This is a genomic window from Nocardiopsis listeri NBRC 13360 (genome assembly GCF_001570765.1).
In the GTDB taxonomy this organism is placed as follows: Bacteria; Actinomycetota; Actinomycetes; order Streptosporangiales; family Streptosporangiaceae; genus Nocardiopsis; species Nocardiopsis listeri.
In genome coordinates, this window is sequence record NZ_BCSH01000008.1 from 120,043 (window position 1) to 135,197 (window position 15,155).

Sequence of the window (15,155 nt, forward strand, 5' to 3'; positions counted from 1 at the left end):
TCCTTCTGGCTGTTGCGGCTTTGGGGTGGCCTGGGTCCGGGGTCAGCGGGGACCGTCTCCCAGCCTGACCAGGAGCTCGGCGATCTGGAGGGTTTCGGGGGCACCGGGGCCGTAGGCCGCGCGCAGGTCAGCGTACAGCGAGCGCAATTCGGAGGAGGCCTGTTCGGTCCCACCCGAGCGAAGTCTCCACATGGCCATCTCCCTGCGCAGGTCCAGGGCGTCCTCGGAACGTTCCCCGAAGACGCGCCGGAACCGGTCCAGGACGTGTTCGGCTTCCCGAAGCGCCCGGGTGTTCTCCCCCAGTTGCGCCATGCAGTACACGGCCTGTTGGCGGCAGAGGAGTGCTCGTTCGTCCCGGGAACCGGCCTGGCGTTCGAGGATGTCGGCCAGGTCGGTGAATTCCGGCAGGGCTCGGCGCGCGTCCCCGTTGATGGCCAGGGCGTTGGCCCGCAACAGACGTAGTTCCACGACCTGGGCGGACTCTGCTCCCAGCGCGGTGGCGGCCGGGTCGATCACGTCGTCCAGGACACCGATGGCCTGGGTGACGCGCCCCTCCTCGATGAGCGCCTGTGCGTGTTGGTCGGCTTCGGCCAGTTCGCCCGGGGCCAGGCCGACGATGGGGGCCGCACCGAAGGTGGTCTCCCCCGACCTGGGCGGCAGTGGCTTGGTCGGGGCGACCATGACGGCTTTGGGCCGGGGCGATATCGGGCGCCGGTAGGGGCGGGTGGGGTCGGGGAGGGCTCCCGGAGGCAGAGGCCGGTCCGGGACGGACGGCTCGGGTAGCGGTAGATGGGGGACGAGGCGTTCGTAGACGTCCTGTGCCGAGGCGGGGCGGTCCTCCGGGTCCTTGGCGAGCAGGTCCAGGGTGAGTTCTTCCAGGTCTTGGGGCAGCCCGTCCAAGTGGACCGAGGGAGGGAGCGGGGTCTCCCCCACGTGTGCGACCTGCAACTGGAAGACGGTGTAGTCGTCGGGGAAGATCGATTGCCCGGTGAGCATCTGGTACAGGACGCACCCCAGGGAGTAGAGGTCGCTCGCGGGGGTGGCCGGGAGGCCGCGTACCTGTTCGGGGGGCATGTAGGCGTAGGTGCCCAAGGGTGTGCCGGTCTGGGTGAGGCGGGTGACGTCGGTGCGCAGAACGGCGGCGATCCCGAAGTCCAGCACCTTCACCGTGCCGTCGTCGGCCACCATGATGTTCCCGGGTTTGAGGTCACGGTGCACGATGGGGACCGCGTGCGCCTCGGAGAGTACGGCGCAGATCTGGGCGGCCACCGCCGCCGCGGTGGCGACCGGCAGGGGTGCCGCCTCGTTGATGGTGTCGGAGAGCGAGACCCCGTGCACCAGCTGCATCACCAGGTACAGCGAGCCCTTGTCCTTGTCGATGGCGGCGTCGTAGACGGCGGGCACACCGGGGTTCTCCATCTGGGCGGTGACACGGGCCTCGCGTTTGAACCTGCGGGCGTATTCGTCGTAGAGCCTGGGGTCGGCGACCGCGTCGGGACGGATCACCTTGACGGCGACCTCGCGGTCGAGGACGGTGTCGTAGCCTCGCCAGACTTGCCCCATGCCGCCGGTGCTGATACTACCGACGAGTTCGTACCGGCCGGCGATCCGCTCGGGTGTGGTGTGCACCGGGCCCCAATCCGCCTCGGGCGCGGCCCATCGCCAACCGGCCCGGCCACGCGGCTCATGCGTCATCGAATGGCGATCCTACGGGGGTCGCGGAGTGAGGCTCGCAGCCGGAGGTCCTCAATCGGACAAGCGGCTACCGGCCCCGATCTCTAGGTACAGCTACCCCAGAGGCATCACCGATCCGTCACTCACTCTTGGTCGTGACCCACTGCCATAATGTCGCCATGTCTTCCCCTTCCGCGCCCCTGTCCCCCAAGTCCCCGAAGGCTCCACGTGAGCGTCCTCTGCGCAGCGGCTACGTCGCGAGTTTGGTCTGCGCCGCCGTCACGCTGGTGGTCTTCGGAATCCTGCTCGTGTTGGGCCCCTGGGTACGTCATCCCACACCCGACTTCATCAGCGAAGTAGGCCGTAATCTGGAGGTCCGGCTGGACGTCGAGGAAGAGGACATCGGTGAACTCGGGGTCTATGGTCTGACGTTCGAGGGCTTTTGCACGGTCACGACTCCCTCTGGCGCTCGCGGAGAATCCCACCGGCAGGGGACGAGTGGCTACGATTTCGGGGCCGAGGAATGGGACCTGGTCCAGACCTTGGAGATCACTGAGACCGGCACCCATGACATCGTCTGCGAAAATCCGGACACCGAGTTCGGTATCGCTTCCAAGGATGTTGTCGAAAACGCCGGAATGCGACAGGGCCTGTGGACACTCACCCGGATCGGCCTGCCCATCTTGGGACTCTTCGCCACTGTGACCATCGCCATGGTCACCAGGATGCGCGACAGACAGGAGAAGGCCGCCATGCCGCAGAGTCACTGACTTGTACTTGAGCCTCTGGGGCCCGTCATCGTACGGGCCCCGGCCGCCTCGGGCACGACCCACCGCCCACCCTGCCCGGCAACACGGCTTCTGTGTCCTCGAATGGCGATTCGACGGGGTCACGACGACGAGCATGCTGTCAAAGGGCCTCGATCGGACAAAGGGATGGCTCGACCGCCCATGAGATCCGATTCGTCATGCCGAGGGTCTGACCGAGACTGCTCTTGGACTTACCCAGGGACCGGAATTCTCGCGGTTCAGATCCATACCGCCGGCCCATGTGGGTGCCGAGTAGATCTACGTGCTGCTGGATAGCGGCAGGAAACGCGAGGCGCTCGCGGTACTGGAATCCGCGCGCCAACGGACACGGGTCATTGCCCTCGCTGTCGCGTTCGTTGCTGTGGACCACCGGAGGAGAAGTGCGCGCCTGTCTGGGCCAGGAGTCCGAGTCCTAGAGAGCTTTGGAGCGGGCTTTCGCTCTCCTTCCTCAACAACCGGATGATGCCGCGCTGCCTTTTCTCATGCTGGGCCACACCCATCTGCTGCGCTGACGGGAACACTGTTCGGCACGCCTCGGGCACACCGAGGCGATCGAGGACCTTTCTCGGGCTTTGGAAGGGATCGCGCCCATGGGGCTGGGGCGTGCCGAGGCCAGGTTACGCACCGACTTGGCCTTGGCCTATTCCGCTCATGGTGACCTCACTCAGGCCCGCCGACAGGCACGACGCGCCGTCGAGTCGTCCGAGCGTTCCGGTTCGGTCCGCCCACGCGCTCGCTTGTCCCGGTTGCTGGGGCCCGGGTCCTGTCAGGAGACAAGAAGGTGGAGTAGGGCGACGAGAGTGCCCGAACTCTGCACCTTCCCCTCCCCCATCAGGCTTCGGACCTTGAGCAGGGGCACCCACTCGTAGACACCCTCGTCGAACTCGGTCGGGTCCGCGACCAGTTCGGCCTCATGCCCAACGAAGACGTGGTGGGGACTGCGGACCGTGCCGATCATCGGCTCGAACGTGGCCACGTGCTCCACCGAACCGACTCGGTGTCCGGTCTCCTCCAAGGCCTCCCGGACAGCGGTCTGTTCTGGGCTCTCCTCAGGGTCCAGGAGTCCTCCGGGGAGCTCCCACCCCCATACGTCGGGCACGAAGCGGTGCCGGTAACTCATCAGGACGTGTTCCTCGCCCTGGTCCAGGATCGCAATGACCGCGGCCGAGGGCAGGGTCACGGTGTGGTGCTCGAACCTGCTCCCCGAGGGGGTGGTGATGTCGGCCTTGCCCAACCTCACCCACGGGTTGTCGTACAGGCTGCGCTCTGCGTGCACCACCCAGCGACCCTGGCGGGTTTCCATCGCGTCCATGGTGGTGACGTTACCGCGATCGCGAAACACCAGGATGGGCCATTGGAGGCCGCGCCGGGCTGGGTGCGGCGCGGCCCTGTGGTGGCTGGGTCGGGTGGTTCTTAGAGCAGGGGTGAGGCCAGGTGGTGGGCCAGGGCTCCGGCGGCGGTGGCCAGGGCGTAGCCGCACAGGCGCCACCCCACCCGTGAGTGGCGGCGACGGGGTTTGCGGTGGCTGTGCGGGCGGCGGGGCCGACGCGGAAGTGGTGGGCGCGGCGGCCGGGGCGGGGGCGGGCCGTCGTCCGGGGCCGGCCTGGGGCGCGGGATCGTGGGCCGCGGCCGGTATTGCGGAGCAGGTGTGGGTTTCCACGGGCTCTCAGGACGCTCGGAGAGTTCAGGAACTTCGTGGGCGCGACGCTCGTCTTCGGTCATGCGGGTGGAGTACAGGGGTGCCCAGAGTGGGAGGACCCCGTGGGGGTTGTCGGCCATCTGGGCCAGGAGACGTTGTTCGCGGGCGAGAGCGGTCGTAGTCGGGGCGTGGGGGCGAGAGAAACGCCGGCCGCGGGGTGCGTCCAGGACCGCTCGGAGTTCGGCCGAGACCGGTCCCGGGCTCATACCTGAGCCCCGGTGCTGCCAGTGGTGTCAGCGGCGGTGGTGAGGGTGAACTCGGCCCAGACCAGGGTGCCCAGGCCGGCGCAGAACGGGAAGTCCACCACCGCTCGGCTACCCCAGCGGGTGGCCAGGTGGTCGATGAGCAGCAGGCCCCGGCCCCGTTCGGCCTCTTCCCAATCGGTGACGGTGCGCTGGTGCGGGATGTGGGGGAAGGTGGGGGCGTCGGTGCGGGCCCCGTCGTCGATGATGCCCACGTACAAGGTGTGTGCGTCGGGCATGAACAGGTTCCGGATGGCCCGGCCATCGAGCTGACCCGAGCGAGAGTGATCGCACGCGTTTGAAAACATCTCGCTCGCGCACAGGATCACCGTGTCGGTCAGATCCGAGCACAGGCCTTCGATGCGGTACAGATCCGCGCGCAGATCTTCACGAACCCAGGAAGCCTGGGCCAGATCGCCCGGGTAGGCGCGCGAAGCCCACCGGCGCCCGGCGAAGGGCGGGGTGGGGGTGTGGAACGGCGCGCGGGGACGCGGCACAATGTTCATGACGCACAACTCCTCATGCAGAGAGTCCTGTGTTGTCGTTGGGCTCTGGGGGCGCCGTAATCGCCCCCAGAGCCCGTTTTCTTGTGGTCACCAACCCGTAGCCAGGCGACCTCCACGACCTGAAGAGAGACCGAAGTCGCCTGGCATCAGCGACGTCAGCTTCCCGGCCGTGATTCACGGCTTCAGCACCACGGAGTGTGTGAAGCCGACTACAGTAAAACCCAGCAGGCATCAACTTACAAGCCTGCAAGTTAAAGGCGTGTAGATTACCCAAGAAGATCCGTTTTGGGCACAAGAACGCAGTTCACAGGCACGCCAGAGTCAGAACACGACGCTGAAGAACGAAGGACGCGATGGCTGAACCGATCCCCACCGTGCGGCAGTACCGGCTTGCTCAGGCCCTGCGTGAACTCCGGACCGAGGCGAAGATGACCCAAGAGCAGGTCGCCGCCCACATGGACTGGCACGTCTCCAAACTCTTCCGGCTAGAGAACGCGCGTAGCCCTCGGGTGAACTGGTTGGACATCCAGGGGCTGCTCGACCTCTACGGTGTGGCCAGCCCTCAGCGGGAAGCCCTCATCCAGCTGGCGAAGGATGCCAAGAAGCGAGGCTGGTGGACTTCCTACCAGGATGTCTTCACCGGATCGTTCGTCGCCCTGGAAGACGAGACCAACCTGATCCGGTACTACTCCTCAGAACTCGTTCCGGGTCTATTCCAGACAGAGAAGTACGCACGCGCCATCATCCAAGCCCTACGCCCCGGGTATGACATGCAGAGCGTCGAGCGCCGTGTCTCGGCACGCATGGCACGGCAAAGAATCTTCGAGCGAGAAAAGCCCCTCCACCTGGATTTCATCCTCAACGAAGCCGTGGTCAGGCGTGCTATCGGCGGCAGAGAGGTCATGGCCGAACAGCTGGAGGCTCTGCACAAGACCGCAAGCAGTCAATCAGCGACGCTACGCCTGCTCCCGTTCGGTTCAGGCGCGCACACGGCCATGGAAGGTGCCTTCACCATTTTCTCGTTCCCTGAGGACCAATACCCTGATGTGGTCTACATCGAGGGCATGATGGGCGATTTGTACCTTGAGAGTGTTGAGAGCGTCAGCCGCTACAGAGAAGCCTTTAAGAACCTGAGCCAGGCCGCGCTTTCACCGTCTGACACGATGGACCGCATCGACTCGTTGGCAAGGGAGTACCGATGATCCAGTGGTTCAAGTCCAGCTATAGCGGAGGCGACAACAACTGTGTGGAGGCGGCGCACCTACCGACTGACTTCCGCACTTCCAGCTACAGCGTCGAACAAGGCGCTTGCGTGGAGGTTGCCGAGGGGCCGGTCACCGGGGTTAGAGACACCCAGAGCCGCGAGCTCGGGGCGCTCTTCTTCGACGCTGGTGAGTGGCAAGCTTTCCTCGGCACCGCCAAGGGCGTCTGACCCCCGCTAGCCATTCCCCTCCTCAACGATCTTGTACCTGTGGTGGCACCGAGGGTTACCACAGGTACAAGATCACGGATATTCAGCCCCTCCTGCTGACTTGCAGCCGGAGGGGCCGCCGCTTCCGGAGACGGCCAAGCCTCCCTCAGGCAGCGCTGAGGCCGTTGCGTTGGCGAAGCAGCCGGTAGGCCGCCCGACTCATCGCTCGGTTGATGGAGCTCTGGAAATCCGGTTCACCGATGTAGCGATTGGTGAAGTCGGCCCCGCTCTCGTAGCGATCCATGACAGCTTCTTTCATCGCCGGGTCGAACTTGTGCCGGAAGGCGCCCTCATCATTATTGACGGCGGCCATCTCGACATCGGGATCATCCATGACCGTCTGGAGGCGCTCCTCCATCATGAGCTTGTCGGCTTCACTGAGGTCCTGGCCGAAGTGCTCGTTGAAGATCTCGATGATCTCCGAGAGCAATTCCTTCTTCGGGTCGTAGGCGCTGCCGGCCCCGTCCGAGAACCCGGGTAGCTCCTGGTCTTCATCGGAACTGAGCTTCAGGTCGCTCTCGCCCTTGCGGAACAGTTTCAGGTGGCTCAGGTCCACCTCACCGATGTCCACTCCCCCATCCTTGCGGGCGGGCAGCACACGCAGCAGGAACCGGCCGTACAGGTACAGACGTTCCAGATCCGTATCCGGGTAGCGCATGATCTGGGAGAGGAAGGCGTATTTGGTGACGTAGTCGTTCAAGTCCGCGCGGAAGCGATCGGCGTCGGTGCGTTCGTCCTCTTCCTCACTCTCCAGCAAGGCAGCGAACCGCTCGACGGCCAGGGCCGTGAACCTGTTGAGCTCGGGGTGGTTCTTCAGGTTGTCGGCACCGGGCTGGACGTCCAGCTTGTGGAAGGCATCGGCGAACCCTTGCATCTCGTCCCGGACCAGCACGTTGAACTCGTATGTGACCCGGTGAGCGATGGTGTGCAGGATGTCGGGGTCGGCCTCGGCGGTGACCGCCTGCTCGTAGTAGGGCAGGAAGGCGTCCCGAATTTCCTCGGCGTCGTTGACGAAATCCAGCACCCGCAGGTCGCTCTGGGACTTGAGCGGGTGGGTCCGGTTGATCCGGGACAGGGTCTGCACCGCCGCCACACCCTTGAGGGACTTCTCCACGAACATCGTGGTCAACAACGGTTGGTCGAAGCCCGTCTGGTACTTGTCCGCGACGATGAGGAGCCGGTACTCCTTACCGTTGCGCTTCACCGCGATGGGGTCATCGGCCAGGGTGGCGGCGAAGCGTTGCGGCAGCTCACCCTCTGGGAACCCGTTGATCTTCTGCTCGTTGACCTCTTCGCCTGCTCGGTTCTTCAAGGATCCAGAGACCGCGAGGAGGGCGCCAGGGTCGGGAGCACCACTGTCCTTCAGGTAGCTACCGATCGCCTCGTACAACGACAGGGCCGCCTGCCTGGACCGGGTGACCACCATGGCCTTGGCCCGCCCACCCATCTGCTTGCGGGTGACGGTGTTGAAGTTCTCCACGATGGTCTCGGCGTGCTGGGCGAGCGTGGAGTCGTGCAACAGCGCGAACCTGGCCAGCTGCGACTTGGCCTTGGCCGCGTCGACCTCACGGTCCTCGGTGTTGGCGTTCAGCAGCCGGTACTGGGTGCCGTAGGTGATGTAGCTGCGCAACGGGTCGAGGATGAAGCCCTCTTCGATGGCCTGGCGCATCGAGTAAGTGTGGAAGGGCTCGTAGAGACCGGTGGCCTCGTTGCGCACGCCGAACAGGTTGAGGGTCTTGTGCTTGGGAGTGGCGGTGAAGGCGAAGTAGGACAGGTTGGCGCTACGGCCCCGGTAGGCGGCCGATTCGCGTAGCGCGTCCTCGGTGGACTTGGGGGTGACCTCGCCGTTGGTCTCAGCGCCGTCGTCGTCGGTGTCGTCGTCGGTGTCCAGGCCCAGGTCGCGTAGGGCCTTCTTCACGTCCTTGGCCGCTTCACCGCTCTGGGAGGAGTGGGCCTCGTCGACCACAATCGCGAACCGGCCGCCCCGGATCTCGGTGGGTTCGCGCTTGAGGTACTCCAGCAGGGCGGGGAAGGTCTGGAGGGTGACGACGATGATGCGCTTGGTGGAGGTGGACAGTGCCTCGGCGAGCTGGGCGGACTTGGAACCACCCTTGCCGCTGATCCGCCCGACCAGTCCTTCGACCTGAGAGAAGTCACCGACGGTGTCCTGAAGTTGTTTGTCCAGGACGGAGCGGTCGGTGATGATGACGGTCTTGTCGAAGACGGGGGTGTTGGGCTGGAGGCCCTTGGCGACGGCGGCCGGGTCCAGGAGGGAGACGTCGGCGGGGGTGTGCAGGGAGGAGAGCCGGTGCGCGAGCCAGGCGATGGTGTTGGACTTGCCCGAGCCGGCCGAGTGCTGGATGAGGTAGTTGTTCCCGGCGCCGTGGCGTGCGGCGTGGTCGACCATGCGGCGCACGGCGTGCCACTGGTGGAAGCGAGGGAAGATGACGGTGTCGCGTCGGCGGCCCTTGTCGTCCTTGCCACGCTTGACGTGGATGAAGCGTTCTAGAAGGTCGAGCCAGTTGTCGACGTCCCAGACCGTTTCCCACAGGTAGGCGGTGCGGTATCCGCTCTGGTCGGCGGCGGGGAGTGGGTTGCCGGCCCCACCGGTGTTCCCCGGCCCTTCGGAACCGGTGTTGAAGGGCAGGAAGCGGGTGTCCTTGCCGGCGAGCTTGGTGGTGATGAACACCAGATCGGGGTCGACGGCGAAGTGTACGAGGGCGCGCTTGTTGAAGAGCAGTTCGCGCGGGTCCCGGTCACGGACGTACTGGTGCTTGGCGTCGTTGACGTTCTGCCCGGTGAGGGGATTCTTCAACTCGGCGGTGGCTACGGGGACACCGTTGACGAACAGTCCCAGGTCCAGCGCTCTGCCCTGACTGTCGTCCCGTGTGGCGTAACGCAGCTGTCGGGTGACACTGAGCCGGTTGGCGTCGTAGTCGGCGAGGGCGTTCTCAGCGATGGTGTGTGAGGGCTTGAAGTAGGCGAGAGCAAACTTCAGCCCTTCGACGGTGATGCCCTTACGAAGGACGTGGAGGGTGCCCTCGGTGTCGATTCGCTTGGCGAGCGTCTTGGCGAAGGTGGCCTGGGCCTGGTCCTGGGAGCCGCCGCAACGGGTGGCCAGTTCCTCGAAGGTGTCGGGCTGGGTGGCACCGATGAAGGTGAAGAGCTGGGCGGTGTCCAGGGCCAGCTCAGGCCTGTAAGAGCTGTTGTCGCCCTGGGTCCAACCACGGTCCAGCATCGAGGCCACGATGTGGCTCTCGAAGGTGCTCTCGTCGTACACGGGACTCATGACACGTCAGCTCCTCGCGCGGTGGTGACATCGATCTGACCAGTGACAGCGGCGGTGATCAGCGCCTGTCGTCGTTCGAGCAGGAGGGAGTTTGATTGCCGGATCTTCTCCTGGAGACGCCGTTCAGGCTCCAACTCCTCCTCCAACGTTCGAACAATCTCCTTCTGCTCGTCCAGCGGTGGAACAGGGACACCAAGAGCAAGAAATGACTCTGGATATAGACGCAGACGTGATGACCAGACACCCTTAGAGTAACGAGTCATTTCACAAACATATTCCGGAGTACGATAAAGGAGGTCAAAATAATCCGACAGGAGGCCATCGGACGTGAACCGATAAACACCGTACGCCGGACTGACAATTCCATCATACTTTGAAAATCCCAGCGCCCCCATCCACGCCCATAGAGTATTAATAACCAAGTCACCTGACTGGCATTTCTTATAACCAGCCATGGACTCTGCCATGAACATATAAACATTCTTCTCAGACCTAGGAGTCACCCCCGTCAAATGAGAAACTGTCAAAAGCTCCTCAAAACCATCAACCGATAGATCACTGACCTCCCTAATAAGGTTTTTATTGCGAACAACACTCCAATGTGAAGGAACAGTGCCCAATGGGCCAATTTCACTATCCTTCACGGCGGGATACTCACGCACACCGCGAAGGCACAGCTTCGACGTGAGAGCCACCCTTCGCTCATCAATTAGATCAGAAGCGCGCTTTTTTGCAGCCACCAGCGCATCAATCCGAGCAACCTCAGCATCGAGGAAGTCAGTGATGCGTCGCTGATCATCCCGAGGAGGGAGCTTGACAGAGAGGCGTAGTACCTCTTCTGGTGAAACTCTCTGGTGGCTTCTCGTAACTGATTGAACGCGGGAATCCAACTCTTGGCGAGTCGTCTCTGACTTCAACAGGTAACCTAGAAACCGGCGATCACACCCCCAAGGAACGAGAGAAACGAACTCCGTAGATCCCACAGCCGGAAGCTCGTGGCTTTGCACCTCAACCACACGAGTTTTGCGAGGGTTGAGCTTACTTACAAGGAGTTCGTCCCCGAAGAGATGAAACTTGGCTGATTGGATTGTAGAGGAATCCTCAACCAATCCACCTCCCGTAGCATCTACCGAGGGGATACTGTAATGAATTACTTGCTCACCAAGAGCACGCGGTTCAACTACACGGCGAACTTCACGAGCAATAGACCACAAGGGAACAGAGCTATCAACAGGACTCACTTCGTCACCTCTCCCAACAACCGCTGGATCTCGCCTTCAAGTTCCTTCAGCTCCGCGTCGATCTCCTCTAGCGGACGAGGCGGCGTGTACACGTAGAAGTGCCGCGTAAACGGAATCTCGTAGCCGATCTTCGTCTTCGAATAATCCACCCACGCATCCGGAACGTGCGGCAGAACCTCGCGCTCCATGTAAGCGTCGAGGTCCTCGTCCAGCGGGATGTTCTCGAAGTCGCGCAGGTCCGCGTCCGGCTCCGGCTGCCCCTTCTTCTTCTGAACCTCACCCTCGGGGTCCCGCACCGAGACCGCACCCCACACGGCTTTCATCACCGGCGTCGGCGGCTTGGCGATGCCGCCCTCGGCCAAAGCCTGCTGAATCCGATCGGCGAACTCCGTCTTCTTGAAGCTCGGCTCACTACCCACCAGCGACCGCATCGCCTCGACCAGCTCCGTCTTCTGCTCGTACTTGGCGGTGGTCTTGCCCTTGTCCAGCGCGGCGGCGAGCTCCACCAGCGTCTCCTCGGTGACCTCGAAGCGCAGCTTCAGCGGCCTTTCCACGGTGATGCGCTGGTATCCGAAGTCCTCGTTGCCGAACACCTTCACCTTGCCGTGCAGCGGGAGCTCGGGGTCCTCGACCACTCCCAGCGCGTCCGCGTACAACCGCGTCAGTTCGGTGATCTGCTCGGCGCTGATCTCCTTGCGCTTCTCCCCCAGGGACTTGCGCATCTTGGTCCAGTGTTCGCGGGCGTCGATCAGTTTGACCTTGCCCTCGTGGGCGCGGTCCTTGCGGTTGGTCAGCACCCAGAAGTAGGTGGAGATGCCGGTGTTGTAGAACAACTGATCCGGCAGGGCGACGATCGCCTCCAGCCAGTCGTTCTCCAGGATCCAGCGGCGAATCTCGGACTCACCGGAGCCAGCAGCACCCGTGAACAGCGGGGATCCGTTGAAGACGATGGCGATACGGCTACCGCCACGCTTCTCACCCTCCTCGTCGAGCTGGACCGGCTTCATCTTGGAGATCATGTGTTGCAGGAACAGCAGCGACCCGTCATTGATACGCGGCAGACCGGCCCCGAAACGACCGGAGGAACCCAGTTCGTACTCGGCCTCCACATCGTCCTTGACCTTCTTCCACTCCACACCGAAAGGCGGGTTGGCGAGCATGTAGTCGAACTTGCGGCTCTGGTGCCGATCGTGGCTGAAGGAGTTGCCGAACTTGATGTGCTCGGGGTCCTGTCCCTTGATCATCAGGTCCGATCGCGAGATCGCCCAAGACTCGGGGTTGAGCTCCTGGCCGAACACGACCGCCTTGGCATCCGGGTTCAGAGCCGTGATGTGATCGTGCATCTCGGTGAGCATCCCGCCGGTGCCACAGGCCGGGTCCAGGATCTGGCGGATGATGCCGGGAGTACGTAGAACGTCCTCATCCGGAGCCAAGAGAAGATTGGCCATCAGCTTGATGACCTCACGCGGGGTGAAGTGCTCACCAGCGGTCTCGTTGGACATCTCGGAAAACTTACGGAGAAGCTCCTCGAAGATGTAACCCATCTGGACGTTGGAGATCCGATCCGGAGACAGGTCCAGGTCGGCGAACTTGCCCACCACCTGGTAGAGCAGGCCGGAGTTGTCCAGTTTCCGAATCTGACCTTCGAACTCGTACTTCTCCAGCACCTCATGGGCGTTGTAGGAGAAAGCGTTGATGAAGTGAGTGAGGTTGTTCGCCGTTTGGGAGGGGTCGGCGGCGATGCGCTCGAAGGTCAACGGACTGGTGTTGTAGAAGCTGTGCCCCGACGCCCGCAGCACGAACTCGTGGTGGACCGGCTTGTCCTTGAACTTCTCGTGTGCGTCCAACACCGCTTGCTTGGTCGGCTCCAAGACACAGTCCAAGCGACGCAGAACGACGAACGGCAGGATGACCTTGCCGTACTCCGACTGCCTGTAGTCGCCGCGGAGCAGGTCCGCGACCGACCAGATAAAACTCACCATCTCCTGATGGGTACTCGAATTCACCGGGGTCCTTTCGAAGGGGTGTGCGCCTGAAGGGGCATGCAGCGGGGTTGGTTCAAGTCTGTCTGATTCACGGGGCGCCCGTGACCTCTTCCACGGCTTCCTCGTCGCCCGCCGGCGGCTCGACCGGCGGCTCCAAGAGCCCCGTTCGCAGTCCGCTGGTGAGGCGTTCTCCCAGTTCATTGGCGACCTCACGGGCATGCTCCAGCCGATGCCGGAACTCGTGCAGTTCGCGGAACGCGGCGCCGTAGCGGCGCTGTTCCTCCAGCGGCAGCAGCGGCACGCGCAACCGCCGAAAGTCCACGCGCAGGATCGTCGAGCCCTGCCCGGCCCGGCGCAGGTTGTCCTCATCGGCGAGGAAGCCGGCCAAGAACCACGCATCGATGTGGGCGGGGTCCGGGCGCACCAGATACAACTGGTTTCCCAGAAGCGCACCGCTGTCGACCTCGGCGGCCACCCGGACCTTGGAGGCCCCGCTCCTGGTCATGGCCGAAGGGATGAGCACGTCCCCGTCCTGGATCACCTGGTGCCCCGTGGTCTCCGGGTCCACCGGTTCGGCGAGGCGCTTGCTCGCCTCGCCACCCCCGTTGACGTCGCCGGGGGTCAACACCCTTGGCCCGGTGCCCTCGTCCAGATCAACGACGGGCACAACCGGTGCCCGGTAGACGGCCAAGGCCCCGGACCGGGCCAGGTCGTCGAGGGTGGTCATCCGCCACTCCCCCGGCTCCCGAGCGCCCCACCCGACACCGGGGACGGACGAACGTGTGTCCTCCAGAGTACGCAGGAGTCTTCGTCTGACCTTGCCCACGCACTCGTGCGCCTGGGCCGGGCCCACCTCGGGGACGGCGGCGGGAAGGTGGCGCTGCGGGGTCAGGTCCACACTGTCGTCCAGCAGTTCGACCACGGGCACGGCCCGGCTGAACCCTGTCTCGTCCACCACCGTGTCGGGCCCGTCCAGGAACGTTCGCCAACTCCGACCCACTCGATCGCGTAGCTCGTCCCAGTCCGCGGGCCTGCGGTCCTCTCCCCCACCCCGATTGCTCTCGGTGTCGACGAAAAGCACCCGATGCCGCTGCACGGCCTCCGCCTCCGGCTGTTCCAGCACCCACAGGTGCAGCCCCACGTGCAGGGGCGCGGCCGCGCCGATCGGCAGAGCGATGACGGCCGCCAGCGCGCCCCGCCGCAGCAGTTCCCGCCGGATGCGGCGGCCCGAGGGCCGGGAGGCGGCCGCCGGGGGCATGAGTACGACGTCGCGGCCGCCGGGGCGGGTGTGGGCCAGACAGTGTTGGATCCAGGCGAGTTCGGATTCGGAGCGAGGTGGGACCCCGTAGGCCCATCGTTCGTCGTAGGCGAGTTCGTCGGCGCCCCAGTCGCGCTGATTGAAGGGCGGGTTGCACAGCACCGCGTCGAAGTGACGTCCGTCGAAGGCGTCGGCGATGAGGGAGTCTCCTCCCCTGACCCGTCCCGGGGCTCCGCTGGGCACCAGCCCGACCAGTGCCCGGGCCAGGCGTGCGCCGGCCTCCTCGACCTCCTGTCCGTACAGGCCCACCGCTCCCTCCTCCGAGGCGGCGCGCAGCAGGGAGCCCGTGCCACAGGCGGGGTCGAACACCTCGGCTCCGCGTACGTCGGCCAGGTCGACCATCAACCGCGCCAGTGGGACGGGGGTGAGGTGCGCCTTGCCGCCCAAGGCGGCCAGGTAGGCCTCGTGCAGGTGTGCGGACAGTTCCCGGGCGGCGTCCGGGGTGGTGGCCGCTCCTCGCACGGCTTCGGCCAGGTCGGTTCCTCCTTGGTGGGTGGCCACCCGGTCCACCGCCTTCTTCGTGGCCCGCCCCTGGGACAGGTGGAGCAACAGTTCCTGGACGTCGGCGACGACCTCTCCCAGGTCGCCGTCCTCGGTGGACGTCACCCGGATCCGTTCCCAGACCTGTTCGTGGGGCGCGCGTTCGGGCATGCGGTCGCTGTCCGCGAGCCACCGTTCGATCTGGTCCAGGTCGAACAGCACCCGGTTCCCGCTGCCCCCGACGGGATCCGGAAAGTCCCCGTGGCGTCGGCGCCAATTGCTGACCGTGGTCCGGCTCACCTGCGCGATACGCGCGATGTCGGCCGCGGTGACGCTCGTGTTCTCCGCCATCGAAGCCTCCTTTCCTCGGTCGTGAACAGTACACCACAGCCTTACTCAGGTTGACAATGTTTTCACCCGGTCCCTATGTTGATGGCATCG

At 64.4% G+C, this 15,155-nt stretch carries 11 protein-coding genes; 3 read left to right on the forward strand and 8 right to left on the reverse strand.

Annotated elements, in window-relative coordinates:
• Positions 1-42 precede the first annotated feature (42 nt).
• Positions 43-1,695 (reverse strand): serine/threonine-protein kinase, encoded by a 1,653-nt coding sequence (locus NLI01S_RS03785; RefSeq protein ID WP_084392286.1) that lies wholly within the window; start codon positions 1,693-1,695, stop codon positions 43-45.
• A 158-nt stretch (positions 1,696-1,853) separates the two neighbouring features.
• Here NLI01S_RS03785 and NLI01S_RS03790 point away from each other — a divergent pair, with 158 nt between their 5' ends.
• Positions 1,854-2,444, forward strand: a complete 591-nt coding sequence (locus tag NLI01S_RS03790) for a hypothetical protein (protein ID WP_223809098.1) — start codon at positions 1,854-1,856, stop codon at positions 2,442-2,444.
• 805 nt (positions 2,445-3,249) lie between these two features.
• On the opposite strand, the gene NLI01S_RS03795 is transcribed toward NLI01S_RS03790, so the two are convergent.
• The 3 genes from NLI01S_RS03795 to NLI01S_RS03800 form a co-directional block, all read right to left on the reverse strand.
• Positions 3,250-3,795 (reverse strand): NUDIX hydrolase, encoded by a 546-nt coding sequence (locus NLI01S_RS03795; protein WP_067599186.1) that lies wholly within the window; start codon positions 3,793-3,795, stop codon positions 3,250-3,252.
• Between the two features lie 101 nt (positions 3,796-3,896).
• On the reverse strand, positions 3,897-4,388 hold the full coding sequence (locus tag NLI01S_RS25585; protein ID WP_157090944.1) for a hypothetical protein: 492 nt from the start codon (positions 4,386-4,388) through the stop codon (positions 3,897-3,899).
• Positions 4,385-4,930 carry an ATP-binding protein gene (locus NLI01S_RS03800; protein WP_067599189.1) on the reverse strand — a complete coding sequence of 182 codons (546 nt, stop codon included), beginning with the start codon at positions 4,928-4,930 and terminating at the stop codon, positions 4,385-4,387. Before NLI01S_RS03800 ends, NLI01S_RS25585 begins: the two co-directional genes overlap by 4 nt.
• Positions 4,931-5,283: 353 nt before the next feature.
• On the opposite strand from NLI01S_RS03800, the gene NLI01S_RS03805 reads away from it, so the two are divergent.
• Entirely contained in the window at positions 5,284-6,132 is an 849-nt protein-coding gene (locus tag NLI01S_RS03805; protein ID WP_067599192.1) for a helix-turn-helix domain-containing protein, read from the forward strand.
• Positions 6,129-6,362 carry a DUF397 domain-containing protein gene (locus tag NLI01S_RS03810; RefSeq protein ID WP_067599195.1) on the forward strand — a complete coding sequence of 78 codons (234 nt, stop codon included), beginning with the start codon at positions 6,129-6,131 and terminating at the stop codon, positions 6,360-6,362. Before NLI01S_RS03805 ends, NLI01S_RS03810 begins: the two co-directional genes overlap by 4 nt.
• 145 nt (positions 6,363-6,507) lie before the next feature.
• On the opposite strand, the gene NLI01S_RS03815 is transcribed toward NLI01S_RS03810, so the two are convergent.
• The 4 genes from NLI01S_RS03815 to NLI01S_RS03825 form a co-directional block, all read right to left on the reverse strand.
• Positions 6,508-9,690 carry a type I restriction endonuclease subunit R gene (locus NLI01S_RS03815; protein ID WP_067599198.1) on the reverse strand — a complete coding sequence of 1,061 codons (3,183 nt, stop codon included), beginning with the start codon at positions 9,688-9,690 and terminating at the stop codon, positions 6,508-6,510.
• Entirely contained in the window at positions 9,687-10,931 is a 1,245-nt protein-coding gene (locus NLI01S_RS25590; RefSeq protein WP_157090945.1) for a restriction endonuclease subunit S, read from the reverse strand. The genes NLI01S_RS03815 and NLI01S_RS25590 overlap by 4 nt, the downstream gene beginning before the upstream one ends.
• The gene (locus NLI01S_RS03820; RefSeq protein WP_223809099.1) at positions 10,928-12,913 is read right to left on the reverse strand and encodes a type I restriction-modification system subunit M; all 1,986 of its coding nucleotides are present in this window, start codon (positions 12,911-12,913) and stop codon (positions 10,928-10,930) included. The genes NLI01S_RS25590 and NLI01S_RS03820 overlap by 4 nt, the downstream gene beginning before the upstream one ends.
• Positions 12,914-13,004: 91 nt before the next feature.
• The gene (locus NLI01S_RS03825) at positions 13,005-15,065 is read right to left on the reverse strand and encodes an N-6 DNA methylase (protein WP_067599202.1); all 2,061 of its coding nucleotides are present in this window, start codon (positions 15,063-15,065) and stop codon (positions 13,005-13,007) included.
• Positions 15,066-15,155: the final 90 nt, after the last annotated feature.